15 protein-coding genes and 1 pseudogene are annotated in these 24,369 nt (G+C 57.6%); 2 read left to right on the top strand and 14 right to left on the bottom strand.

Features of this window, described 5'->3' with window-relative positions; translation table 11 throughout:
- Positions 1-23: 23 nt before the first annotated feature.
- Positions 24-815: a tyrosine-protein phosphatase gene (locus AC0V60_RS04380; protein WP_486177304.1), complete on the bottom strand. Its 792-nt coding sequence runs from the start codon at positions 813-815 to the stop codon at positions 24-26.
- 173 nt (positions 816-988) lie between these two features.
- Between AC0V60_RS04380 and AC0V60_RS04375 the strand changes: the two genes are divergently transcribed.
- A complete protein-coding gene (locus tag AC0V60_RS04375) occupies positions 989-1,447 on the top strand; it encodes a response regulator (protein ID WP_486177303.1) in 459 nt (152 codons plus the stop codon).
- Positions 1,448-1,450: 3 nt separating this feature from the next.
- Here the strand turns inward: AC0V60_RS04375 and AC0V60_RS04370 are convergent, their stop codons facing one another.
- The 12 genes and pseudogenes from AC0V60_RS04370 to AC0V60_RS04315 form a co-directional block, all read right to left on the bottom strand.
- Positions 1,451-2,842, bottom strand: coding sequence for an alpha,alpha-trehalose-phosphate synthase (UDP-forming) (locus tag AC0V60_RS04370; RefSeq protein WP_486179438.1), 1,392 nt, complete (start codon positions 2,840-2,842; stop codon positions 1,451-1,453).
- The gene (locus AC0V60_RS04365) at positions 2,839-4,641 is read right to left on the bottom strand and encodes a glycoside hydrolase family 15 protein (RefSeq protein WP_486177302.1); all 1,803 of its coding nucleotides are present in this window, start codon (positions 4,639-4,641) and stop codon (positions 2,839-2,841) included. Before AC0V60_RS04365 ends, AC0V60_RS04370 begins: the two co-directional genes overlap by 4 nt.
- 3 nt (positions 4,642-4,644) lie before the next feature.
- Entirely contained in the window at positions 4,645-5,364 is a 720-nt protein-coding gene (otsB, locus tag AC0V60_RS04360) for a trehalose-phosphatase (protein WP_486177301.1), read from the bottom strand.
- A 98-nt stretch (positions 5,365-5,462) separates the two neighbouring features.
- Complete coding sequence (locus AC0V60_RS04355; protein WP_486177300.1) at positions 5,463-7,634, bottom strand: DUF11 domain-containing protein; 2,172 nt, start codon at positions 7,632-7,634, stop codon at positions 5,463-5,465.
- A gap of 98 nt (positions 7,635-7,732) precedes the next feature.
- Positions 7,733-12,997 carry a hypothetical protein gene (locus AC0V60_RS04350; RefSeq protein WP_486177299.1) on the bottom strand — a complete coding sequence of 1,755 codons (5,265 nt, stop codon included), beginning with the start codon at positions 12,995-12,997 and terminating at the stop codon, positions 7,733-7,735.
- A gap of 28 nt (positions 12,998-13,025) precedes the next feature.
- On the bottom strand, positions 13,026-14,138 hold the full coding sequence (locus AC0V60_RS04345; protein ID WP_486177298.1) for a hypothetical protein: 1,113 nt from the start codon (positions 14,136-14,138) through the stop codon (positions 13,026-13,028).
- Between the two features lie 119 nt (positions 14,139-14,257).
- A complete protein-coding gene (locus AC0V60_RS04340) occupies positions 14,258-14,743 on the bottom strand; it encodes a hypothetical protein (RefSeq protein WP_486177297.1) in 486 nt (161 codons plus the stop codon).
- A gap of 31 nt (positions 14,744-14,774) precedes the next feature.
- Complete coding sequence (locus tag AC0V60_RS04335; RefSeq protein WP_486177296.1) at positions 14,775-15,755, bottom strand: hypothetical protein; 981 nt, start codon at positions 15,753-15,755, stop codon at positions 14,775-14,777.
- Between the two features lie 155 nt (positions 15,756-15,910).
- Positions 15,911-16,900: a DUF2891 domain-containing protein gene (locus AC0V60_RS04330; RefSeq protein WP_486179437.1), complete on the bottom strand. Its 990-nt coding sequence runs from the start codon at positions 16,898-16,900 to the stop codon at positions 15,911-15,913.
- Positions 16,897-17,847 (bottom strand): DUF979 domain-containing protein, encoded by a 951-nt coding sequence (locus tag AC0V60_RS04325; RefSeq protein ID WP_486177295.1) that lies wholly within the window; start codon positions 17,845-17,847, stop codon positions 16,897-16,899. Before AC0V60_RS04325 ends, AC0V60_RS04330 begins: the two co-directional genes overlap by 4 nt.
- The gene (locus AC0V60_RS04320; protein WP_486177294.1) at positions 17,844-18,536 is read right to left on the bottom strand and encodes a DUF969 domain-containing protein; all 693 of its coding nucleotides are present in this window, start codon (positions 18,534-18,536) and stop codon (positions 17,844-17,846) included. Before AC0V60_RS04320 ends, AC0V60_RS04325 begins: the two co-directional genes overlap by 4 nt.
- Positions 18,529-22,067, bottom strand: a pseudogene (locus AC0V60_RS04315) (hydantoinase B/oxoprolinase family protein). Before AC0V60_RS04315 ends, AC0V60_RS04320 begins: the two are co-directional and overlap by 8 nt.
- A 282-nt stretch (positions 22,068-22,349) precedes the next feature.
- Between AC0V60_RS04315 and AC0V60_RS04310 the strand changes: the two are divergent.
- Entirely contained in the window at positions 22,350-23,558 is a 1,209-nt protein-coding gene (locus AC0V60_RS04310; RefSeq protein WP_486177293.1) for a hypothetical protein, read from the top strand.
- Positions 23,559-23,651: 93 nt separating this feature from the next.
- Here the strand turns inward: AC0V60_RS04310 and pgsA are convergent, their stop codons facing one another.
- Positions 23,652-24,263 (bottom strand): CDP-diacylglycerol--glycerol-3-phosphate 3-phosphatidyltransferase, encoded by a 612-nt coding sequence (pgsA, locus tag AC0V60_RS04305; protein WP_486177292.1) that lies wholly within the window; start codon positions 24,261-24,263, stop codon positions 23,652-23,654.
- Positions 24,264-24,369 lie beyond the last annotated feature (106 nt).

The raw sequence follows: 24,369 nt of genomic DNA, 5'->3' as shown, positions 1-24,369 counted from the left end.
TATGGGGGGCTCGCACGCCAATGTCACGCCAGCAAGCGCTCCCTCAGACGAGCTTTGCTTGGGCCATCCACACCTAAAGTTATCGCCAGATAATTGTCGACCGAGCCGTGGTCGCGTGTGACCTCTTTCCAGTACGTTGCAAGGTACTCCTCGCGTACACCAATGAGGTTGCGGATCGCTTCGGGTTCAATCTCGCCGTAATGCGCCTCCATCCGGGGGAGCGATTGGCGTTCAAGGATGTGCTGCGTCGGCGCATCATTGGTGAGCAAAAATTCTGCAAGGATGTCATCATAGTGCACGCCCAGCACATGGAGCAGCAAACTGGCGCCAACGCCCGTGCGGTCTTTACCAGCGAAGCAATGGATCAAATTCCCGCCGCCGCGTGTCTCCACCGCCTTGAAAAAGCGGGAGAACATATCAATCATCGCCGGGTTCACCGGCATGCGGGTGTAGACCGAAATCATCCGCTGACGCCCCTTTTCAGCGGTCATATCGGTTTTATCCAACCCGCCCTCATGGGGCGGCGAACTGGTGGTCTCTCCATCAAAGGCGATCACTTCTGCATCAAAATCAGCATGGCGTTTGCAGGGAAAACTGGCTCGCTCGCTAGCCCCGCGAAAATCCACAACCGTCTTGATCCCAAGGCTCTGGAACAGGTCGAGGTCCGCCTCGCTAGCCTCCATATGCTGGCCGGAACGGTATAGCAGGCCTTGCTTCACTTTAGCACCATCGGCCCCCCTATAGCCGCCATAGTCGCGCAAATTGTGGATGCCATCAGTGGTTAGGAAAGGTTTGGGGAATGGTTCTCGAATCATAGCGGCATGCTCTGACAGCGCACCAGGCTTGCGGCAAGCCGTTCTAACCCGGTGCCCTTAGCCCTTCACCCTTAGGTAGCACTTCGGAGCGTGCGCCAAACGCCCTGTTTGCATAGGGCGCTGTAATGAGAAGAGGCTCAAAACAGCCCTCTCACTCAAATGGTAACAACAACATGTCCTTTATCCTCATCGCCGACGACGACGAACTCATTGCAGAGCTGGCCAGCCAGGTGCTGATTGATGCAGGCCACGCATCCGGCTGGGTGACGAGCGCTGAGGAATGCTGGGAGCTTTTGAAAAAGCGCCGTCCGGACGTGATCTTGCTCGATCACGATATGCCCGGAATGAGCGGGATAACTATGCTCAGAAAACTGCGACAATCCGAAGACTTCTATGATCTGCCCGTCCTGATGTTCACCGCGATGAACGGCGCGCAGGATGAAAGCCAGGCGATCTATGCCGGTGCCAATGGTTTCATCCGCAAACCTTTTGACCCGCGCGGGCTCACGAACAGGGTGCAGCGCGTGCTTGCCAAACGCACCGATCAGCAGCGTCACCAGGATCTTCAAACTTATCTGGAGCAGAGCGCCGGGATCACCAGCCCCGCGGCGGGTCCCAGACGCATCTTGTAGCGTTTAGTCTGCTGCAAGATCGTTGCAGAAATTGGTCGTCCATTCGCGCACATTGTCATCGCGGACAGTCGCGATCATAGCCTCGTAGCGGCTCTTTCGCTCCTCCAACGGCATATCGAGCGCTTTGCCAATCGCCATTGCCAGAGCATCGGGGCTGTGCGGGTTGACAAGCAGCGCGCCTTTGCCGTCACAGTCCAGCTGATACGCGGCTCCCGCAAAATCAGAGAGCACCAGAACGCCGGGGTCTTCGGGATCTTGGGCTGCGACATATTCCTTGGCGACGAGATTCATTCCATCGCGAAGCGGAGTGACGCAGCCAACCTTGGAGGCGCGGAAGAAACCGAAGAGTTCCGCGTGCGAATAGCCTTGGTTCACATAGCGAATGGGCACCAAATCAACCTCAGAACGCGCGCCGTTTATCTGACCGGTTTTCTGTTCGAGAGTCTCGCGAATTTCCTGATAGCTGGTCACATCCTCGCGGCTAGGCGGCGCAATTTGCACAAACACAAGGTCGCGCACACGCTCGGGGTGTGCATCAAAGAAGCGTCCGATGCCGTCGATGCGCTCAGGCAGGCCCTTCGAATAATCAAGCCTGTCGACACCGATCATACAGGTCCGCCCCCGGATAGAGGCAAGAAAACGCTCTTCGGCCTCTTTGGCCTCAGGCTTTGCCCCTTCTCCCTGAAAATGCTCCCAATCAATACCGATAGGATAAGCGCGCGCGATTGTTGTGTGGCCTTCGTGGGTGATTTGGCCGGTGTCATGGTCAACATCCGCGCCAAGCTCGTTTTCGCAATAGTGGACGAAAGAAGAGAGCCATTCCGGTGTCTGAAATCCGATGAGATCATAAGAAAGCATGGTCTTCACCAGCCGCTCATGAAACGGGAGCGAGGTGAGCAAACGGGTTGGCGGCCACGGTGTGTGCAGGAAGAACCCAATGCGGTTCTTCACCCCGCGCGAGCGCAGCCTCTCGCCCAATGGAATAAGATGATAATCGTGGACCCACACAAGGTCCTCTTCCTCGATCAGAGGCATCACGCTTTCGGCAAAGCGGTCATTCACCCGCTCATAACTTTCGCCCGTTTTGTTTTCATAACGCGCCAGATCAATGCGGTAATGGAACAGCGGCCACAGGGTCGAATTGGCATAGCCATTATAATATTCATCGAGTTCCTGCGTCGACAGGTCGATCGTGGCCGTGGTCACTCCATCTGTGCGCTGGAGGTCCATATTGCCAAGCTGTTCGTTGTTTTCCTGACCCGACCACCCGAACCAAACGCCGCCGCGATCTTTGAGCGCCGCATTCAAAGCGCCCGCCAATCCGCCTTGCGCGCCAGCAGCGCCGCGCGCTTTAGGCACGGCCACACGATTAGAGATAACAACGAGACGGCTTATCGCACTTCACTCCACGGCTTGGACAACAGCCCTGCGCAGTTGATCACACCTACTAAGGAATAAGTCTGCGGGAAGTTCCCCCAAAGTTCGCCGGTCTCATAGTCAAGGTCTTCGCTCAGCAAGCCCGATGTCGTGGTGTGGCTTAACATGGTTTCAAACAAAGTGCGCGCTTCATCGCTGCGGCCTGCCAAATGCAGCGCTTCGATGAGCCAGAAGGTGCAGACGTTAAACGCGGTCTCAGGCGCGCCAAAATCGTCTTCTGCCGCATAACGCAGCATGTGATCGCCCCGGCGCAAGTGCTCCTCAACAGCGGAAAAGGTCTGTTTGAACCGTTCGTTGTCGGGCGAGAGGAACCGCAGTTCCACCATCTGAAGAAGCGATGCGTCGAGGTAATCGCTTTCAAAACTCGCGCCGTAATGGCCGCCCTTGCCGCTTGCATCGCTCTTCCATGCTTTCTGGTCGATGGTCGCAGCAATCTTATCGGCGCGCTCACGCCAATGGCGAACCCGGTCGGGCTTTCCAAGGTGATCGGCCACATTAGCGAGGCGGTCACACGCCGCCCAGCTCATCACAGCAGAGTAGGTGTGCACCTCCTCGCGGGTACGGAACTCCCAAAGCCCGGCATCGGGTTGATCGTGCATACTCCACGCCATTTCACCGACCTCCTCGAGGCTTGCAAAATCGGCATCGTCAGCTGGCCGCATCAAGCGTTGATCAAAGAAACCTTGCGCGCTCGGCAAAACAATCTGGCCATAACAATCATGCTGGATTTGTTTGTAGGCCGCATTTCCCTGCCGCACCGGCCCCATCCCGCGATAGCCAGCGAGATAAGAGGCGGTTGTCTCATTGAGTTCGCTCTCACCCATGACAGAATAAAGCGGCTGGATTTGCCCTCCGCGCGCGCTGTCGATGATGTTGCGCAGATAGGTGAGATACTTCTCCATCACATCGAGCGCGCCGAGGCGATTGAGCGCTTGCACCGTGTAATAGCTGTCCCTGATCCAGCAGTAGCGATAGTCCCAATTGCGCTCCGAATTGGCTGCCTCGGGGATGGAGGTTGTGAGCGCTGCAACTATAGCGCCGCTCTCTTCATGCTGGCACAGTTTAAGCGTGATCGCGCAGCGGATGACCTCTTCTTGCCATTCAAGCGGGACTGAAAGCCCTCTCACCCATCGCTGCCAATATTTCCGGGTCGCTTGCTCCATCGAGCGGACCGTTTCGCGCAAGTTTCCGACATAAGGCTCATCAGGTCCAAGAAAGAAGTGCGTGTCTTCCTCGATCCGGAAGGTGCGGTCCTCCAAAATGTAGCCGACGGCGGCATCAGTGGAGAGGCGCAAGACATGTTGCCCAGCAAGATAGCGAATGTGGTTGGTGCCACTAGTGGTTTCGGCAAGCCCAGCGCCATAATTCTTAGTCGGTTTCAGCACCACTTTGACGCGCGGATGACCTTTAATCGGGCGCACAATCCGCGCATAGGCAACCGGACGATACATCCGGCCAGATCGTTCAAAACGCGGACAAAAATCGAGAATTTCAACCGCGCTGCCGTCATCAGCCTCAAGCGTGGTCACAAGGATCGGTGTGTTGCGGATGTAGCGCTGCGAAGACTTGGTCTGGCCTGCCAGCTCAAATCGCCAGATGCCTGCATCGCGCTGGCTGTCGTTGAGCAGCGCTGAGAACACCGGGTCCCCATCGACCCGCGGAACGCAGCCCCAGACAAGCGCGCCTGTGTCATCAATAAGCCCAGAGACCTGACAATTGCCAATCGGCCATAACTCAAGGTTCGAAGTCGTATCCATGCGCTATATCTCCAACCATTTGTGCACTGAGGGAACATCGGGAAGGCGGTAGCGCGCAGCCGTTTGCTCGCGCTCGCCCACAAGAATACCTGCCCCGCCCCGGGCTTCGCAAGCAGCAAAGCCAGCCTCATCAGTCAGATCATCGCCAAGAAACAGGGGCCGCGCACCTTTGAACATGTCAGTGCTCATAAAAGCCTCAACCGCTGTCCCTTTGTCGCCGCCATCTGCAACAATCTCAATGACGAATTTGCCGCCTTGCGCTTTGCAGCCGTGCTCGGCGGCAAGGTTCGTGGCGAAGGCAATCGCCCGCTCACCCGCTGCGGGATTGCTGCGATAATGCAGCGCGCCGCCGTGGGGTTTGTGTTCGTAATTTGCGCCGTTCTCATCGGCAAAAGCGCGAAGAGCAGCTTCGATCTGGGCGGGTAAGGCCCTCGCCGCCTTGCCCAATGCCTCTCCTGAAGCGGTGCGCATATCGGTGCCGTGTGAGCCGGCGACTGCTATTGGCAAAGCCCCCAAATGCTGCTCGATATCGTCAATCGCCCGCCCGCTTACCAAAGCGAGGCGGCCGTCCAAGCGCTGCGACAATTTCGCCAAACGGGCCGCCAGCCCCCCAATCGGTGCAATCGCATCAGGGCCCGGAGCAAGCTCAACCAAAGTCCCGTCAAAGTCGAGAAACAGCGCTGGGGTCTCGGTGAAAGAGCTAAGCGCTGGGGGTGCGCTCAATGCGGTCGCGGATGGCATGACTGCAATGTGTAGAGAAAAGCGCGCTAGCGTCAATCGGAATGCTGCACCGCAGCAATCTGCATTGATATGTGCGTGAGCTATTCGATTTCGTAGCGCACCGTAATTGTGAAGGTCGTGCCGCCCGCAAGGGCTCCATCCGGGTTCACACGGAAATCGGTGATATTGGCATCGCATCCCGTCCCGTCATCGACCGGCGTATAGGAAAAGCTTGCCCCGTTATCGCTCGAGAACTCCACATCATCCGCACCTGACCCTAGGCTTGCAAAGGCATAAGTAAGGCCAGTGTTTGCCCCCGGATCATTGAAGGTAACCGGCCCTCCCGCACTATCGATTAGGCACATCCGTGCATCTTCTGGACCATTGTCGAGCACACTCACGGTGTCTGCAAATGTCGCATTGGCGCCGGTGTTGGTGACCGTAATCAAATATTCAACCGTCGCGCCGGGAATGGCTTTCGGATTGTTATTTCCATTGACCGGGTCGGCGATGATTGAGCTGATCTTGCTCACGGTCAAATCGACATCGGGGGTACAGAAAAACAGGTCGTGCAAGCCAATGCCCTGCTGAGTTGGATCCGCTGGCGCGGTCGTGTGGTTGCCATATCGAAGTACGATCGTGTCCACCGTTTGTGTAAAGGTCACAACCGCATTGCCCAATGCCGCGTCAGAATTGGAGCTACCGTCACCAATGATCTGATTGCCACTGACAAAGTTCACATTACCATTCGTGAGTTGGGGGAGCACGACCGCGCCGCCATTCAGACCTTCCACCTCGAGCCTGTCCGCAAATTGGTTCACACCGAAGTCAACGTCAAAAACTGAGAATTGAACACCTGTGAAGGAGCGAGGCAGAGTGATAGTGATGACAACTTCGCCCGCTTGATTGGCTTGGTCTGTGACCACAGTGAGTGTATCTTCTGCTGGGTTCAAACCACCCCCGAAGATGTTAAACACGGTCGGATTTTGTCCTCCAAATGGGGCACTGTTTAGATAGGTGCCATCATTGGTCAATTGGAACCGAATGTCGCCCAGCCCGGCAAAATCGTAAGAGTTGTCGGTTGAACCAGCGGTCCAGCCTGGGATCTGATCCCAATCGAAAATCGAAACACCTGCGGGACATGCCAGCGAAGGTGGAACGCCAGGGGCACGCCCACTTTGAACCGTGAAGCTCGCTTCGGCATAGTCGTCCTCCGTTGTCGCGCCATTCCCTGCTGTGGAATCAAAATCTGGTTCATTTACCGCGATAATTTCGGCAATATTGGTCACTGTGGTGCCAGTTGCCGCCGATATAGTCCCACTGAGGGTGATGCTGGCGCTTTCGCCCGGGGCAAGATTGGGCACGGTCCAATTGCCACTCGCCTGATCGAATGATCCATCGCCACTTGCAGAGCTGAAGGTGAAGCTGCCTGGAAAGGTGTCGCGCACAACCACTCCCGTGGCGGACTGCGTCGAAATTGTGTTATTAGTAACGGTTAGACGCCAGTTCGCCACGCCACCTTGCACTGGGGGTGAGCCGAGGAGAGACTTGGCGAGCGACAGGTCTGCACCCTGAGCAACGGTCGCCTCGTCATAGGTCAATGTGGAAAGCCCCACGAACTGCGGCCCTGGATCTCCGGTGCCGGTATGAATTCGCATAACCACTCGAATGCGCTGAACTTGAGTGCTGTTGAAATCGAAAGCGATATCACCGTCGGTCGTAAATTGGCCCGAAGGTGAAGTTCCGCGCCAGCCATTGATAATAGCGTCATTAGTGCGAGTGACTGAAGGCCCTGCAGTCCACAAAGCGTTGTTGTTTGCTGCGTTGGTAAAGCCGCCGGTCAAATCGTCGTCATAGAAGACCTCAATCGCATCCACCCCGCCGCCGCCATTGTCGACATCGCTAAGGATGAAATTGAAGTTCTCAACTGAGCGGCTGAGTACAATATCGTAAGTGACAAAGTCGTCCGGATCGAAGGACGAGTTGTCCATATTGAGTAGCAGCGGGCGGACACCTGCGCCGATCTGACCACTAAAGTAACTTAAGAAATCTTGAGCAAAGAAGGCTGGCGTGAATGTTCCTCCATCGGTCGTGACCACCCTTGTGACGGTTGCTGTCGTATCGTCTGAACCGACAACGACTGTCCCGCTTGGGAAAGTCCCCTGGCTTGGCTGTCCCGCATCGCCCCAATCTATATCTTCGCTTTGTGCCTGAGCAACGCTGGGCATAAGCGACAATGAGAGCAGGATTACACCCGCCCAAACCTTAGCCAATTTTAGCGAGCTTGCGATGTGTCCGAACATGGCCTGGGTATATGGATTCTTGGTAAACAGAGCGTTTACTGTTTTGCAATCGTTACAAAGCTTTCCGCTCACCGCCCCAGACCCAGAAAGTCAAAGCTGCTGGTGTCGAACTTGAGGCGTACGCTTGCGAACACACCTTTGTCAGTGTTGCGCGCTTCGGAGAAATCCCCATCACGGAAGCCCTCCACGTTGTAGCCAACGATTAGGAGCATATCATCCAATGGGGTAAAGCCAATGGTCGGACCGTAGGAGAAACTCGTCACTTCATCCTCAAGGTTTGAGCGCACGGTCGCGGTTGCGCCGATCTCAAATTTCTCGCCAATACCGATGCGGGCATCTGCGCCAACGAAGACAGTTGTACCAGAGAACTCTGTGCCCTCGAACTCGTCGAAATTGTAGCGGCCGCCCAGGAACAGACCGAATTCATTGCGGCGCGTCTGGCGGGTAATGCCATTCTCATCTTCGTTCCAATTGCGCGGGCTCCAATTTGTGGACCAGCTGGCAATCACGCGGCGCGAAGTTGCATCGCCGTCCACGATGAGAGCGCTTGCGCCTGCACCGCCCGCTTCGCCAGCAACGGCGCCTGTCACTTTGTCGCTACGATACTCAAGCTTGCCGAGCATGGCGATTTCAGAGGCATCAGGACGGTGAGCAAATGCGATTGCTGCGTCTATGATCTCAACTTCTGGGCCAAGCTCGTCTTCGGCGCGCGTCCAAGTAATGCCGGAGCCAACAACGCTGCCCTCGCCCAGTTGACGGATACCGCCAAAGGTTGCGCCGTAACGGTCTGCCAGCTCGCCATCGCGATATTCGCCGCGGGCTGTGAGGCTCCAGCGGTCCTTGCGCCATGCACCGCCAAGGGTGACTGCTGTGAAGTCTTCGAACAGTTGGCCACCAGTCAGTTGACCGCCCGAGGCCGCAGGTTGCTCCACGTTGATAAGGTCAGATGCATCAGGTACGCCGTTCAAAGTGCGGTTGCCGTCGATAGTCGCATCGAGCGAGAATTCAGGGCTAACCTGAAGCGTCTGCGAAAGGCCAAAGGCTGCAAATGTGCGGTTGCCCAGCTCGCCCACGGTTTCCTGACCCACAGAGGTGATCACCTGACCGCCCTGCCATGGGGTAAGCTCAATTCCGCCGCGAAGCGTGCGTGCGTCGATCTCTTCGCCGTCGGCGATCTCGTAGGTGCCCACAAGGCGCACACCATTGGCAATCGCATAGCGAGCGCCAATGCGGTGACGTGCCGGAAGGTCAATGCTGTCCGCCTGGTCGAGCGCGATTGCGGTCGATGCTGACAGCTCGAGGCTGTTTTCGAACAGGCGCTGGGTCGCACCGCCTTCGAGGACTGTGGAGCTGTTGGTCGTGCCATCAGCGAGACGGTCGTCGAAATGCGTAAGGCCCAAGCGGAAATCGGTATCAGCGCGTGTCAGGCTCAGCTGGGTTTGCGCGGCGCGGCGGCGTGAACTGTCAGTAAGGCTGTCATCCTGCCAAACGCTGCCCAGAACGCTGAGGTTGTCGCCCAGGAACACGCGGCCATCGACACCGAAGCGGCGGCGGCCAAGGTCAACGCCGTTTTGCTGACCAATCCCGTAGTCTTCGTCAAGCTGACGAGCATAGGCAAGAAGGTCCACTTTGCCGGTTTGGTGCTGCACTTCAGCAAGCCAGCCGGTTGCAGTTTCACCTGCGCTGCGGCTCACAGCGAATTCGCCGCGCACTTCGGTGCTGTCGCCAAGGTTTGCGCGAAGGTCGAGTGTGCCGATGTTGGTGCGCTCGCCTTCACCTCTGTCGGTGATTGCATTGGCGCCAATGCGGACCCGGCCATCGCCGCTGGTCCAGTCAGCGCGCACGCCTGCATTAAGTTCACCCTCGCCAAAACCGTCTGTCTCAAACTCAACGATAATGAATTGCGGGTTCAGGTCTTCGTCGCGGCTCAGTACAGGGCGCGTGAAAGTGATCGTCCCTGAAAGCAGGTCGAGATCATAGTCGATGAAGCGCGCCAGAGTGGTCGTGCGAACGATTTGCTCGGGACGGAAACGGTCACGCACTTCGATGGTCACGCGCTCAGAGTTTGCAAGCACGCGGCGCGAGCCAAGATCATATGGACCAGTGATACCCTGACCTTGAATTTCAAGGCGCTGAAGGCGGGTAGAGATTTCAGCTGCGAATGCGCTGGCTTTGAATTGGCCCACGCGCGCTTCGCCCTTAACACCGGTTGCGGTGCGGTTGTAACGAGCAAGGCGTGTCTGGTCGAAAGCGGTCTCAAAATCGCCATAGAGCGCGTAGAAGGTCGCGGTTTCAATACGAACATAGAGGTTCTCACGCGAGGCAGCGTCGAAGCGGCGCGAAGAGCCGTCTGCGAAGACAGTGTAATACGCGTTAGGATCCAATGTCCCAAGCACGCGCTGATCTTCGCGCTGCTCGGCGCTGTCATAGGCGATAGTGGTCAGGAACTTACCCAGAATGCGGCCCTTGGCATAGAGCGCAACGCGCGCATCATCGCCAAGATCGCTGGCAAAGCGGCCTTCACGTTGCATGTTTTCAGCAACCGATTTCGCGCCCACGGTGCCTTCTGCAAGACCCACGATAGTCCACTCGATATCGCCCGGAGTGATCCAGGTCTCAAGCTGCTGCTCGCGCACCAGCTCACCATCGTTGAAGTCAAAGTCGAGACGCAGCGAGCCAGACACCATGGTTGGTGCAAGTTCAATGCGAGCAATACCGTCCGTGCCTTCAACAACCCAGCGCGCTTGGCTAGGAGTGAAACCGGTGAGCTGGTTCAACTGTTGGCGATCGACCTGCTCAGCGCTCTCGTAAGGCGCATTGAGAGTGAAGTTGCCGCTGACACCTTCACGCAGCGGACGGTTGTTGCGGTCAAGGACGCGGATCGCAGCGACGGGACGCGTGCGGCCATCGGCTACAAGGTTTGAAAGCTCAGGAACCAGCTCAACGCGTGTTGGTGTGGTGGTGAAGAACACTTCGCGCTTGAAGGTTTCGTTGACGCCGCCAAAGGAGTTCACAACGTCCGCTTCAAGCACTGTGCGTTCGCCCTCAAGGACGATGCCGCGCCATGTGCTGACCGCGAAACGGCCTTCCGAAGGGGTCAAGGTGCCGTCGAAGGAAAGGCCGCCAACTTCTTTGCCATTGACGCGCAGTTTGATTGTTTGACCGCGGCGGTGACGGATAGCCACGCGGATCGCTGGAGCGCGCGGATTTGCTGTCAAGCCAGGTGTAAGGAAGCCGTCTTCGCCATCGCCAAGCGCAATCCAATCAGTGTTAGGCGCAAAGGATGGCTCAGCGCGCTCAGCTGCCTCAGCGGTGCTGCCAGGAACGCCGTCTTGGGCGAGGTTTACAGCGGAGATGGGGTCGTTATCACGCTCAACGCTTGGGATGCCCGAACCGCCAGCAATCGCATTTACAGCGCGGGCTGTGGCACCGTCTGGGCGAGTTTCGCCGAACAGTGGCGCAACTGCTGCGTCGGTTTCAGCAAGCGTCAGTTCCGGAAATTCAATATGGAAATCTGCAACCGCGAGCGAGCCGCCCTGCCCGATGATGAAGCGCGAGCTTGCGCTGCCAGCATTGCGGGTGTCGAGGTGGCAGTTCACGAGCTCACCGCCCTCTGGAACGGTCATACGGGCCACAGCCACCACGTGAGTGCCTGGAACTACGCCTTCAAAGTGATAGCGGCCATCTGCGTCGGTGATTGCGTAAGAACCATCTTCCAGAACAACGCGCACTCCGGGCACGCCGGGGCGTGGATCATCACGGGTATCACGCACAGAGCATGGACCAGCGGTGATGCGGCCAATGATGGTCAAGCGGTCCGCAATCGTCTCACGTTCAACTTCGATCGCTGCACCAGCGCGCGTTACACGGCCAAGCGAATCCACGGTAACAGCTTCGTTGACTGCCTGCCCTGGGCTCGCATCAGGACGCACCGACACTGCATATGTAACACGAACGCTTTCGCCGCCATCCAGATCGCCAAGAGCGACTGTCAAGGTGCTGCCATCTGGGGCGAACTCGACAACGTCAGGAGCTTCCTCACCGTTCACGCGCACCGTGTCAGGGCGGAAGCGCAGGCTGGTCGAAGGTGTGTCTGTCAAAACCACATTGCGCTTTGGACGCGATGGATCGTCGTTGCGCGCGGTGATCGAATAGAACACAACATCGCCCGGCTGCACACGGTCACGCGACGCCGTTTTCACAAGCCCAATGTCAATACCCGGACGGTCAAGGGGGATATCCACTTGCACCGGTGTCGGGTCTGTCAGTGTGAAACTCGCACCGAAAGACGCGTCGAGAATAACAAACTCACGCCCATCTGGACGGCGCAGCTGCGCCAGGTTTGCAGGGCTTACCACAGAAGGCGCGGTGTAAGGCTCAGGCGGCTCAATTACGAGACGGTAATCGCCAAGGGATGTCAGCGGGAACCAGAATTCGCCCTCGTCCTGCGTAAAGGTGAACTCACCATTCGCACCAAAGAGGATCGGCTCACCTGAAATAACCGTCGAAGGCCACGGTGTCACGCCGTCCTCGGCAAATACCGTTGCGGGCAGGCCTGTGACAGCGTCAACCAACGTGACAACTGCGCCAGATACCGGCTCACCGGTTTCACTGTCGAAAACAACGCCAAATGGATCTGCAAGCACCTCAACCTGTGTCTCGACCAGAACGGTCGTTTCATCCGGGAGGTTCGCTTGAATAAAGATCGTCGCGCCTTCATTGACGCTGAGCTGGCAGTCGCCCGATGCCGGTTGAGGCGGAATGCGGGTGGTGCCAATCTGGCCGACAAAGACGCCAGTATTCGCGCCAGTTTCAAAAATCGTGAGGGTCTCTTCATCACCGGTGGATGTGGTGATGGTCACTGAAAGGCGGTCAGCTTCAGTTTTATCTACGTTTGCCGCCAAAGCAGTGATCTCGAACAACACCGTTTGCCCCGTTGTAATCGAGGTTGTGACTGCCGCCATGCCCTCTTGCGGGGTCAATTCTACGGTGTTTGAAGATGCATCGCCGCCGCTGCCTGATGCAGGCGCCTGCGCATTTGCCGCGCACAAGGGTGCCCGGAAGTTGAGGTCGACATCGCCCTGAGGGGTCGAGCGAAACGCTCGAATCACAGGAGGAGGCAATGTGACATCGAATTCTATTTCGTTGGAAACCGTTTGGCGCTGACGCCCCTCAATGGTCCAGCTGGCTTCCGCAGTGTTGTTAATGGTGCCGATAACCTCGGCCTCATCGGTGGTGTCTTGCGCAAGGGCATTTCCTCCGAGCACGCCGAATGGCAGCAGGACTGCACTTAGTCCTGCCGCCAAACGCTTAAGAGAAGAGCACACACGCATGGGTCTAATATCTCTCTAAATCAGCGATCTAGTTGATCGTGACTTCGAAATAGACCGAGTTGGTGGCCGCAGCTGGAACGTCTGCAAGTGTGCTATCAATAACACCTGCACCATTCGCGCCGCCAGCTGTGAAGATGGCGTCATTGCCCTCTTCATCATTACCACCGCTACAAGTCGCGACCGGGGTTGCGCCCGAATTGTCGACACTTGCCGTGCCGTGGAAGATGCCTGAGCCAGGTGTGAAGGTCACATCGCCTGGAAGGTCATCGTTCACGGTAACGGCTGTCGCCGGAGCTGCGCCGCTCGCGTTGGTGACTGCAATACAATATTCGATCACAGCGCCAGGGATGGCTTTTGGATTGGTCGTGCCGTTCACCGGATCGCTGACGATACGGCTGGATTTCACAACCGACACAACTGCGCCAGCAACAGAGAATGAACCCTCATCAGAGTGATCACCGCCTGCAACGCCTTCTTCAGCAGTACCTGAATCATCGCCGAGGACTGTGTCCACGCCGGCTGTGTTCGCATCACCATTGTTCGCGTTGATTTCAGCACCGAGGCCGGCACCGCCCGCTTCGTGCGCATCAGCAACCAGAACAAGGTCGAAGGTATCGCCGTTCACCGCATCCGTGGTGATATCAGCAACAACAAGAACGCTGAGGGTTTCAGAACCCGCACCGTCGTCGGCTGCCACTTCGTCGAGGAAAGTGATCGGGCCAGCGTCAATTTCCGCTTGGTCGAGAACGCCGTCACCATTGAGATCTTCATAAATTGTGATGTTCTCAATGTTGGCAGCAGTCCCGCCAGTCAGAACGGTAGAGAGGTCAAGATCGACCGTATCGTTCGACAGGTTGGTCACGTCAAAAGCCAAAGTGGCCTGAACTTGACCTGGCGCAACCTCAACAGGGCTCACGCTGGTCAAATTGACGTTCACGTCGATCACGCGGTCAACGGTGAATGTGTCACTGTCGGTCGCGGTTTGTGTTGTGTTGGGGTCGTTACCGACCTGGTAGGAGACTGACACGGAGTTCGTGATCGTTTCTCCCGCCGTTGTTCCGACTGCGAGAGCCGGAGTGCTGGTCATCGCAATAAGCGCGACCGCGCTTACTGCCCCCAGCAACCTCTTAGAATGTCTCATTGCAAGTGGTCCTTTGCGAGTGTGCGCCTTGCGTCAAAACTTCCGCCCACAAGGCTTGGCGGTCACATTCCCTCAGCCGTTGCCGAGCAGAGGAAAGAAATTAGATTTTCCGCAGAAATTCAGCGGATTATGGCAGGGTATTCGAGGCGGCCGCTTTCACCCGGCGCAATCTCTGCGAGCGTCCAGCGAACATGCGTCACATCTTTGTGCTGAGCGGTTCGCGAACTGCCATCGTCGAGCGCGACTGTGAGCGAGGCGAGCACGCCCCAGCTCTTGCCGCCATCGACGGAGACCTCGAGGTTAGCGTCGGCGTCGGATGCAAGACGAACAGGTTTTGGAAGCGGGTTGGTCACAACGAAATTCTTCACCGGCTCATCGCCCGAATTCGAATAATCCGTACCAAACACCAAGCGGTCGCCCGGTACGATTTTGTCAGGTTCAACAAGCTCGGTGGTTGTGTTGCCGGCATCATCAACCGTGGTGACAACCGCTTTCACATCGCCAGAAAGCGATACAGGGTTCGCGTCTTGAGCGAGCGCTGGCACTGCGAACATGGCCGAGGCTGCAAAAGCGATTGTTACAAAAGCTGTTTTGAGAGTGTTCATTGATTTGACCCTTTTTGCTTTGTGTTCTGATTCAGTCGATCGTGACGTCGAAGGTTACTTCGAAGGTGTCACCGCCAGTGACGGTGCCGATGTCGACTGAGATGCCTGTGGTGTCGGAACCCTCGCCTGCGTCATCACCCGCCTCATCGGTGAGTGCGCCGCCATCCAGGGTAAGGCTGCCTGCTACGTAAGTGGTGTCGTCTGGAATGGCGTCGGTGATGACCAGGCTGTCAATCGAGCCGCTTCCTTCTATGACCGCGTTGAGCGTAAAGGTTGCTACCGTGCCCGGAACTGCGCTGTCGTCGCCAAATGGGTCGACGAGGCTAACCGCTTTGGTAAGTTCAACAGTGGTCAGGCTGATAACAAGCGAACCTGTCTCGGCAGCATCAGCGCCCGTTGCGCCAACGATTGCATCTCCGCCGTCAACACCTGCGCCTGCAAATAGAGTTCCCGGCGCGCCTGTGCCTGTTACCGCTTCGGCAAGCAGTTCAACATCACTGGTTTCTTCGTCGCTCACGCCGCCTGGCACCTCGACAATCACAAAAACAGTAACCGCTTCATCAGGAGCGAGCTCCGGTGTGGTCTCTGGCCCGGTTAGGATCGTATCGACCCCTGGGTCATAAACACCGTTGTCATTGGTATCGATTGCGATCGAGGTGATGGTTGTGTCGAAATCGTTGCCAGCCACCGCTGGGTTAGCCGTAAGAGTGAATTCTTCCGGGCCGTTGCCTTGGTTCGTCACTTCGAAAGTTAGAATATCCTCGCCGACTTCTGAAGCGACCGGACCGCCATCCTGCGACGTCACCGTCACATCGACCAATTCGTCCACCCGCACAGTAACAGTGTTTGATTCCACCGTCCTAATGCCCTCGCCATCCTCAAAGGTGGCGCTGGCTGTGTTTTCAATAAGAGACCCTGCATCGACGCCCGCGGCCATAGCCGGAGCGGAAACGGTAAACGTCGCCAATACGGTTGTGGCGAACAGTGAACGGATGAGTTTCTCGGTATCCATACCTAGGACAAATACCCAGAAATGGTTATCAACCCCTTACTGCCACTTGTAAAACGCGGTAAAAGCCAAGGAGTTCTGCGGGTTTAGCGAAACTGGGGCTAAGGTTAATCTGGCGTTCAGGCCTTAGTCGTTCAAAAACTATGGAAAATGCGTTGCTACGGGATTTCCAACAGAGCGAGCAGTGCAAAGCTCGCCAACCAATGTTCGCCCATATAATCACCCGCTATATGAGGGATCGCCGCGGAAAGATGTTGCTCGGCGCGGGACTTGAGCAGATCTGATGCATAAGAGCCGCCCAGCGCGCGTTCTATGCGAAGGAGACACCAGGCGCGGCTGAGATTAAGCCCGTCGAGATGCGCAATTTTGCCATCGCTGCGGTCTGAGACGGAGACGGGATGGCACTCGCGCTCGGTCCAGCCATTGCGCAAAGCCAGCGCGTCAAACCACGGGGCGAATGCCATGGGCGTCATGACATCGCTCATCAGGCAGGCTGCTGTTAAGACGGGCGATAGGAACTCATCGCCCCCCGGCTCCCACCCTGCATAGTCGGTTCTGTGAGCAAAGTTGCGCATGGCCCACTCGTCGATAAGAGCGAGGAGATGCGCGTCACGCTCCTGCGCCCACGCGCGGGCCAGCGTCAATGCAAAGGCAGTGTTGAAATGAGTGCCGACAGTTATCGGATATGTGAGAAGCGGCAGAAACTCTTTGAACCGCGCGGCAAAAGCGCGCGCCAAAGGTTCTAGGCGCTTGCCCCATTCCTGATCCTCATGGTGCTCAGCCTCGTGATGGAGATACAGCAACCAAGCCCAGCCATAGGGCCGCTCCCAGCCGCGCGTCGTCGGACGCTCAAGGTAGGCCAGCTCGGCGGCGAGGTTGACCTCACTTAAGGTTGTTTCAGCCAAACCGGCAATCTGGGCTGCTTCTGCCGAACCAAGGTCTTTGCGCCTTAAGCGTAACAAAAGCCACCACGAATGGACGCAGGAATGCCAATCGTAGCTGCCAAAGAAGGCCGGATGAAGCTCGCGCGGGGTCTTTGCATCGCCATCATCGGCCATCACATGGCCGGTGAAATTGGGGTATTCCTGCCCCACATGACCAAGCGCGATTTTAGCAAACTTGCTTGCGATGTCCGGCGTAAGTGTCAGTTCCACAGGAGAAACGCCCCTACATAGATGATTATGACATTGCAAAACCACAGCGGCACGGCGGTGCCGATCTGCTGACGGATAACCGCGTTCTGGTCTTTAAGCTCGAGCAAGGCTGCGGGCACGATATTGAAATTGGCCGCCATGGGCGTGAGCAAAGTACCGCAGAACCCTGCAAGCATACCCACAGCGCCAATCACCGCTGGATTTCCGCCATACCCCTCCACCAGAAGCGGGATGCCAATCGCGGCGGCCATAACCGGGAAGGCGGCGAAAGCGTTGCCCATGATCATCGTGAACAGCGCCATGCCAAGGGCGAAAACAACAACCGTAAGGAAGACGCTCCCCTCGGGGATCGCACTGCTGGCCGCACCGCCGATAATGTCGCCCACTCCCGCCAGCGCAAACACCGCGCCCAGCGCTGCGAGCATTTGCGGCAGGATCGCTGCCCAGCCGATGGAATCGAGCAAACGGCGCCCTTCCTGAACAGGTGCGAGCAATGGCGGACGCAGCCAAACCATTGCAGCGACAAGCGCGATCACCACACCAATCCCAAACAGGATGAGCGTCTCGCGCCGCTCTTCAAACAGGCCAGTCTCAAGGAGCGGGGTGTAATTGTAAACCAGTGTTCCTGCGACAGCAGTGATCGGCACAATCAGAGCCGGAACAAACAACCTGTTGCCGAGCGCCTCAGAAAAGGCAGAGCGTTGCTCTGGCGTTGTCGTCTCTGGGTCAGAGCGTTTCAATCCGCCCATGCCCGCAATCGCCACCAGCGCCAATACCAGCACACCATTGGCCAGATCACCAAGATGGGTGCCAGCAAAAAAGCTGACAGCCAAAAGACCCCAAAATGCAGCGTTTCCTATGCGTTTATCGCCGATGCTCAGAATTGACCAGAAGGCGAAGAACGCGCCTGCGAGCCAATATAGCCATTCATAGGTAATCATGGCGCGCGCCTCCCCAATGAGCGGTCAAGGGCATTGATGCGCCACGAATGAATAAAGAACGCACAGATGGCTGTTGGGATCGCCCAGACCGAAAGCTCAAGCGGCGTAAGAGGGTATCCAGAACTCTCAAAAACACCTTGAATCAATAGGATAGATGCGATTGCGAAGAATATGTCTTCACCAAAGAAAAGACCCACATTGTCGGTCGCCGCCGACATGGCGAGGACTTTTTCGCGGTCTTCGGGTTCCAATTGCCCATGCGATTTTTCCGCCGCGGCCTCCGCCATTGGGGCAACCAGTGGACGCACCGCCTGAGGATGACCGCCAATATCCTTCATTCCCAAAGCCGCAGTGATCTGACGAAAGCCAAGATAGATGACGAGAAGCTTGCCCATAGTCGCCCCTCGCACACTCTCGATCACCGAGCGCGCGCGCTGTTGCAGGCCGTGACGTTCAAGCAGGCCGATAACTGGTAAAATGATCCAGGTTACAGAGATATAGCGGTTATCGTTAAAAGCTTTTCCCAAGGCCTCAACCACACCGATGAGATCAATACCTGCCAAAAGCCCTGTTGCGACCGCAGCGCCGACCACGACCATCAGCGGGTTGAACCGCAATGCAAAGCCGATCACCACCAAGGCAATCCCCAGCAGCGGCCAATAATTGGTTGCCATTTCAGCCTCATTCATGGCCGTATCCCCCTCCTCCCGGTGTCAGGATTACAAATGTGTCGCCCACGCCCATTTCGGCGCTGTCAGTGGCGGTCAATTCTTCATGTGCGCCATTGGTGCGCTTCACCCAATTGCGGCCTGGCTGAGCATCGCCCCCGCCTCCGAGACCTCTGGGCGGCACAGCCCTGCGATTGGCGAGCATGTTAGCGCGCATTTCCTCAAGAAAAGTCACGCGCCGCACAGTTCCGTCGCCGCCCGTGTGAGCGCCCTTCCCGCCAGAGCCGCGCCGGATGGAAAACTCCTCCAGCCGCACGGGGAGCCGCGTTTCCAATATCTCTGGATCGGTGAGCCGCGAATTGGTCATGTGGGTTTGAACTGCGCTCGTCCCGTCATGGTCAGGCCCTGCCCCAGAGCCGCCGCAGATGGTCTCGTAATACTGATGCCGCGCATTGCCGAAGGTAAAATTGTTCATCGTGCCTTGCGAAGGCGCAAGCTTTCCGGTCGCGGCAAACAGGGTGTCGGTGACCGCTTGGCTTGTCTCAACATTGCCAGCGACAACCGCTGCGCCGGGCTTTGGGTTCAGCATTGAGCCTTCCGGCACGATCAACTCAACCGGCTTCAAGCACCCGTCATTCATTGGGATCACATCGTCGATAAGCGTGCGCAGAACATAGAGCGCGGCGGCCCGGGTGATGGACCTCGGGGCGTTGAAATTGTCGGGGAGCTGCGGGGAAGTGCCGGTGAAATCGAACACCGCCGATCGCGCGGTCCGGTCGATGCGAATTGCAACTTTGACCTGAGCGCCATTGTCGAGATGCGTGGTGAACTCGCCGTCCTCTAACCTGTCCAGAAGCCGCCGCACGCTCTCTTCAGCATTAGCGATGACATGGCCCATATAGGCGGCGACAACCTGCGTCCCCTGGTCACGCGCCGCACCGCGCAGCAAGTCAGCGCCCCTTGTACACGCCGCCAGTTTTGCGCGGAGGTCAGAAATGTTTCGGTCCGGACTGCGCGCCGGGTACTTCGCCGAGGTCAGCACTTCGCGCACAGCCTCCTCACGGAAAACGCCTTGGTCCACCATCAGAAGGTTGTCGATCAAGACCCCCTCTTCTTCGATAGTGCGGCTTTCAGGCGGCATAGAGCCCGGAGCGATCCCGCCGACATCGGCATGGTGCCCGCGCGCTGCGACAAATGCGTCCGGGGCTTCGCTCGCCTCATTATAGAACACAGGCGCGATCACCGTGATATCGGGCAAGTGTGTCCCGCCGCGATAGGGATCATTGAGCACATAAGCATCGCCGCGAAGGAAACCGCGACCGTCGCGGGCATCACCGCGCGCCTCGATCACCCGCGCAATGGAGTCCCCCATGCTCCCCAAATGCACCGGGATATGCGGCGCATTGGCGATCAGCGCTCCGCCCGCGTCAAACAGCGCGCAGGAGAAATCAAGCCGTTCTTTGATATTGACGGAGGTTGCGGTGGATTGGAGGACAACCCCCATCTCCTCTGCAATCGCCATAAAGAGGTTGTTGAATATCTCGAGCCGCACAGGGTCAACCTTGGTGCCCACCGCGCGTTCGCGGGTCAGCGGCACTGTGCGAGTAAGGACAAGGCTCGCATCAGGCGCCAAGACCGCTTGCCAGCCCTCTTCCACCACCGTGGTGGAGCCGGGGTCGATAATAAGCGCGGGGCCTTCGGCGGTTTGGCCTTCACCTATGCTTGCACGTTCGGCCGTGCGCCAGCGGCCCGACGCTTTTCCGCCCACAGCAACAGGAGCTGCCTTCGTGCTGCCAAGACCGCCGGAACTGCCACTTGCCTCAACGCTGAGCGCCTCAAGGATGATCGCCGCGCCTTCGTCAGAATAGCCAAACTGCGCCAAGTGCGCCTTGCGGAAAGATGCATCCATCGCAGCTCTATCGCCGCAATCAACCGTCAGCATGGAATCGCTGCCCTCAAACCGCAGTCTCGCGCGCGCGGTGATTTGGACGGCGTCCTCGGCGATACCCTGCTGTGTCAAAGCCTCGCGCGCCTCGCCCTCCAGCAAGCCGAGATCATCCGCGAACGGCTCTGTCAAAGCGCGCACCAGACTAACCTCACGGATCGCTTTCACAGGCGCAAGGCCGATGCCGAAAGCAGAGAGGATCCCTGCAAGCGGATGCACCAGCACAGTCTCCATGCCCAGCTCATCGGCGACCTTGCACGCATGTTGCCCCCCAGCCCCGCCAAAACAGGCCAGCGCATATTCGGTGACATCATGACCGCGTGCGACCGAAATCTTGCGAATGGCGTTGGCCATACTGTTGACCGCAATGGCGAGGAACCCTTCGGCGATCTCCTCCAAGGGCTTGGGCTCTGGCAGCGATGCAGCGACCGCTTCAAGCGCTGTGCGCGCAGCGAGAGGGTCGAGGGGCTCATCGCCGCCGGGGCCAAACACGCTGGGGAAGAAGGCGGGGTCGATACGGCCAAGGAACAGATTGCAGTCGGTAACGGTAAGCGGCCCGCCCTTGCGATAACACGCAGGGCCCGGATCAGCGCCAGCGCTATGCGGCCCCACTCGGAAACGCGCGCCGTCAAATTCGCACATCGAGCCCCCGCCCGCCGCCACAGTGTGGATTTGCATCATGGGTGCTGCGACCCGGACGCCGGCCACCACGCTGTCCCCGGTCAGCTCATATTCGCCAGCATAATGCGCCACATCGGTGCTGGTCCCGCCCATGTCGAACCCGATAAGCTTGGTGTGCCCCAGTGGTTCGCACGCCGCGACCATACCGACTACGCCGCCTGCGGGCCCGGAAAGGATCGCGTCCTTGCCCCGGAACGCGCCGACCTCAGCAAGGCCGCCGTTCGACTGCATAAAACGCAAAGCCCGCGAGCCGGGTAGCTCAGTTTGCAATGTGTCGGTGTAACGGCGCAGCACCGGCGAGAGATAGGCGTCCACAACAGTCGTATCACCGCGCGGGATCAGCTTGATAAGCGGGGATACCTCGTGGCTCGTGCTGACCTGCGTAAAACCCAGATCGCGCGCTATCTCAGCCAGGCGCATCTCATGCTCGCGGTGTTTCCATCCGTGCATCAACACAATCGCAATTGCATCAAAGCCCGCCCCGCGCAGTTTCGCAAAGTCGGCGCGCGCCGCTTCTTCATCAAGCGGGGTCAGCACCTCTCCGCCAACGCCGACGCGTTCGCTTACCTCGACCACAGCTTGGGGCAATTGCTCCGGCAGCACGATATGCCGCGCGAAGATGGCGGGCCGCGCCTGTGTTCCAATCCTCAGCGCATCGCCGAACCCGTGCGTTATCGCCAAGGCCAGCCGTTCACCCTTGCGCTCCAGCAGCGCATTGGTCGCAACCGTTGTGCCGATCCTCAGCTCAGCGATAGGAGCCTCGCCGTGCTCCTTCATCAAACGGTGCACCGCTTCACTGGCCGCATCAGCATAGTGGCCAGGGTTTTCAGAGAGCAACTTATCAGTGACCAACGCGCCTCCGGGTGTCAGCGCGACCACATCGGTAAAGGTTCCCCCCGGTCAATCGCAAAGCGCCAAGCTGTCATTGGGGGCCTCTCATTGGGGACTGTGTCCGTTTATTTCTTCAAGCGCGTGCAGCATCCTTTGCAAGCACCGCCGTCTCCGTCAAACCCCGGTATAAAAGTGTCCTCAGCTCAAAGCGAACCAGTGCCTCTCCTAAGCCTAGTTCCTGAGGGCTCACCCCAGGTCTCAGGCCAAATTGTGTTTGGTAGTGTTCGGCTAACCCGCTTTTTGAGCGAAGCGTTCGCCCTGGTCTGTGTGTGAGCGCCTCAAGCTTGAAACTGAGTCACACCCCCCGCGAGGATACAATGGCCAACGCTTTCCAATTCCGCTCTCTCCTTAGCATCAGGAAACAGGCAGCAGACAGCAGCCCGCAAGGGGCTGACACGCTTGCCGAACATGATGTTGCTGACACCGTCATGCGGTCCAATCGGTCAGAGAAATTGCGCGATAGCCTCGATGTTCTGATGCGCCAGATCGAGCATGCCCGCCGTGATGCAGATCAGATGATGGAAGACATGGCCGATCTTGAAGTGAGCGCTGGACAGGCAAGCGATCTAAAGCGCGAAAATGCACTTTTGCGCGAACAACTCAGCGACGCGGTGCGCTCGGCCCATGATGAAGCGTCCAAGGCACAGATCGCTGAGCGCGAACTTGCCCAGACGAAAGGTGAACTTGCGCGTCTCCGCCAAGAATACGGCGAAAGCCAGCGCGAGGCGAGCGCCAATGCGATGGAGATGGCCCGGTCACAGGACCAGCTGCGCACGGCGATACACTCTCTCGAAGAAGCGCAGCGAGATCTCGAAATTGAGCGCGATGCAAGGGACAAAGCGGAAGTCGAAGTCGCTTGCCTCAAGACCAATCTGACTGAGCGCGTCCGCACGCAGAGCAATTTGAAACAGGCAGAGACCGAACTGCGCCTGGAAAATGCCAAGCTCCAGACGCAGTATGATGAAGTGACAGATGCTTTGCTTCGAAAAGAGCGCACCCTGCTTGAGAATATTGCGGAGCTAGAGACGGCCCGGGATCGTTTGGCCGATTTGGAAACGGAGGCGGATGCCTCACGCGATGAATTGCGGACGCTTGGCAAAAAACACTCCGATCTTAAGGTTTCAAGTGATGCCCGGGTGTTCTCCTTGAACGATGGCCTGGATCAAGAACGTGCGAGCCACCGTTTGACCAAAACGCTGCTCGGCGAAGAACGCGGTAGAAATGATGACCTCACCGATGAGATCGCGGCGCTCAAAGATCAGACACTCGCCTCGGCGAAAGAAACGCAAAAGTTGAAGCGAGAGCTGAATGCGGCGCGCGGACAGGTGCATGAATATGGTGAGAAGCTCAAAGACGCGCACTTGAAGCATGAAAGCGCCCTTAGCGATATTCAAAGGCTCGGTGATGCACCCATTATGCTGACGAACGCGAAGCGATCAGCGGCAGCGCAAAAACCGCACATGCCAGCGAAACAGGTCAAAACCGCTGCGCCCGCCGCCAATGTGGCACGCATCCGCCGCCGCTAGGGCGTGCTGGCAATGATCTTCAAAAGATAATTTGGGGCGGTTCCAGATGCCCGCGCTTGTGCTCTTTATTGACCTTGGCACAGGCGTGCTTCCTCAATCCATATGCTTAAGGCCAACCCGCAAATAGTCCCAGCCTGTGATGCAGGTGAGCGCGGCGGCGAGCCACAGACTGCCGAGCCCAACGACATGAACCCAGCTTTCCGCAAAGCTTTGACAATCAGGCGCTTCGAGCGATTGGCACGGCTGACCATGCACAGCGCCTCCGAGGATCAGAGCGCCCAGAGCGATGAGTTGAAACGTGGTTTTCCATTTGGCAAGCTTGGTCACAGGAACAGACACCTGAATACCGCCCAGAAATTCGCGAAGTCCCGAAACTGTGATCTCGCGCACCAGGATGATACCCCCTGCGATCACATGCAGGTCGCCCACATATGGTCCGCGCAAATACCCTTGGGCGGTAAGAATCAAGATGACCGCAGCCACCATGATCTTATCCGCGATCGGATCAAGAAAGATGCCGAGCTTGGAGACCGTTCCTTGTGCGCGCGCCAAATATCCGTCGAAAAAGTCCGTGATCGCGATTAGACAATAGAGGGCAAAACCAATGAGATAACCGACTTGCCAATCGGGCCACCAGAGAAAGAAGCCGAGCAAGGGCACGGCAAAAATCCGCGACAGAGTAAGAAGGTTGGGCAAAGTGAGCATAGTCTTAAACGCTCCTTAGCGACCATTTATGCTTTACAAAATACCTTAGATTTCATCGGGCAACGATCGGAACATTCTATCAAGGCTAGGCTTGTGCCCCTAGCCG

The sequence above is a fragment of the Erythrobacter sp. S259 genome, assembly GCF_057364965.1.
The sequence above is the reverse complement of the archived record's forward strand: the minus strand, read 5'-3'. Positions and strand labels throughout refer to the sequence as shown.

What these genes read in the sequence shown, in the direction of transcription:
- AC0V60_RS04380 (WP_486177304.1), bottom strand. Translation starts at nt 815, where the DNA reads ATGATTCGAGAACCATTCCCCAAACCTTTCCTAACCACTGATGGCATC.
- AC0V60_RS04375 (WP_486177303.1), top strand. Translation starts at nt 989, where the DNA reads ATGTCCTTTATCCTCATCGCCGACGACGACGAACTCATTGCAGAGCTG.
- AC0V60_RS04365 (WP_486177302.1), bottom strand. Translation starts at nt 4,641, where the DNA reads ATGGATACGACTTCGAACCTTGAGTTATGGCCGATTGGCAATTGTCAG.
- AC0V60_RS04350 (WP_486177299.1), bottom strand. Translation starts at nt 12,997, where the DNA reads ATGCGTGTGTGCTCTTCTCTTAAGCGTTTGGCGGCAGGACTAAGTGCA.
- AC0V60_RS04345 (WP_486177298.1), bottom strand. Translation starts at nt 14,138, where the DNA reads ATGAGACATTCTAAGAGGTTGCTGGGGGCAGTAAGCGCGGTCGCGCTT.
- AC0V60_RS04340 (WP_486177297.1), bottom strand. Translation starts at nt 14,743, where the DNA reads ATGAACACTCTCAAAACAGCTTTTGTAACAATCGCTTTTGCAGCCTCG.
- AC0V60_RS04335 (WP_486177296.1), bottom strand. Translation starts at nt 15,755, where the DNA reads ATGGATACCGAGAAACTCATCCGTTCACTGTTCGCCACAACCGTATTG.
- AC0V60_RS04325 (WP_486177295.1), bottom strand. Translation starts at nt 17,847, where the DNA reads ATGATTACCTATGAATGGCTATATTGGCTCGCAGGCGCGTTCTTCGCC.
- AC0V60_RS04320 (WP_486177294.1), bottom strand. Translation starts at nt 18,536, where the DNA reads ATGAATGAGGCTGAAATGGCAACCAATTATTGGCCGCTGCTGGGGATT.
- AC0V60_RS04310 (WP_486177293.1), top strand. Translation starts at nt 22,350, where the DNA reads ATGGCCAACGCTTTCCAATTCCGCTCTCTCCTTAGCATCAGGAAACAG.
- pgsA (WP_486177292.1), bottom strand. Translation starts at nt 24,263, where the DNA reads ATGCTCACTTTGCCCAACCTTCTTACTCTGTCGCGGATTTTTGCCGTG.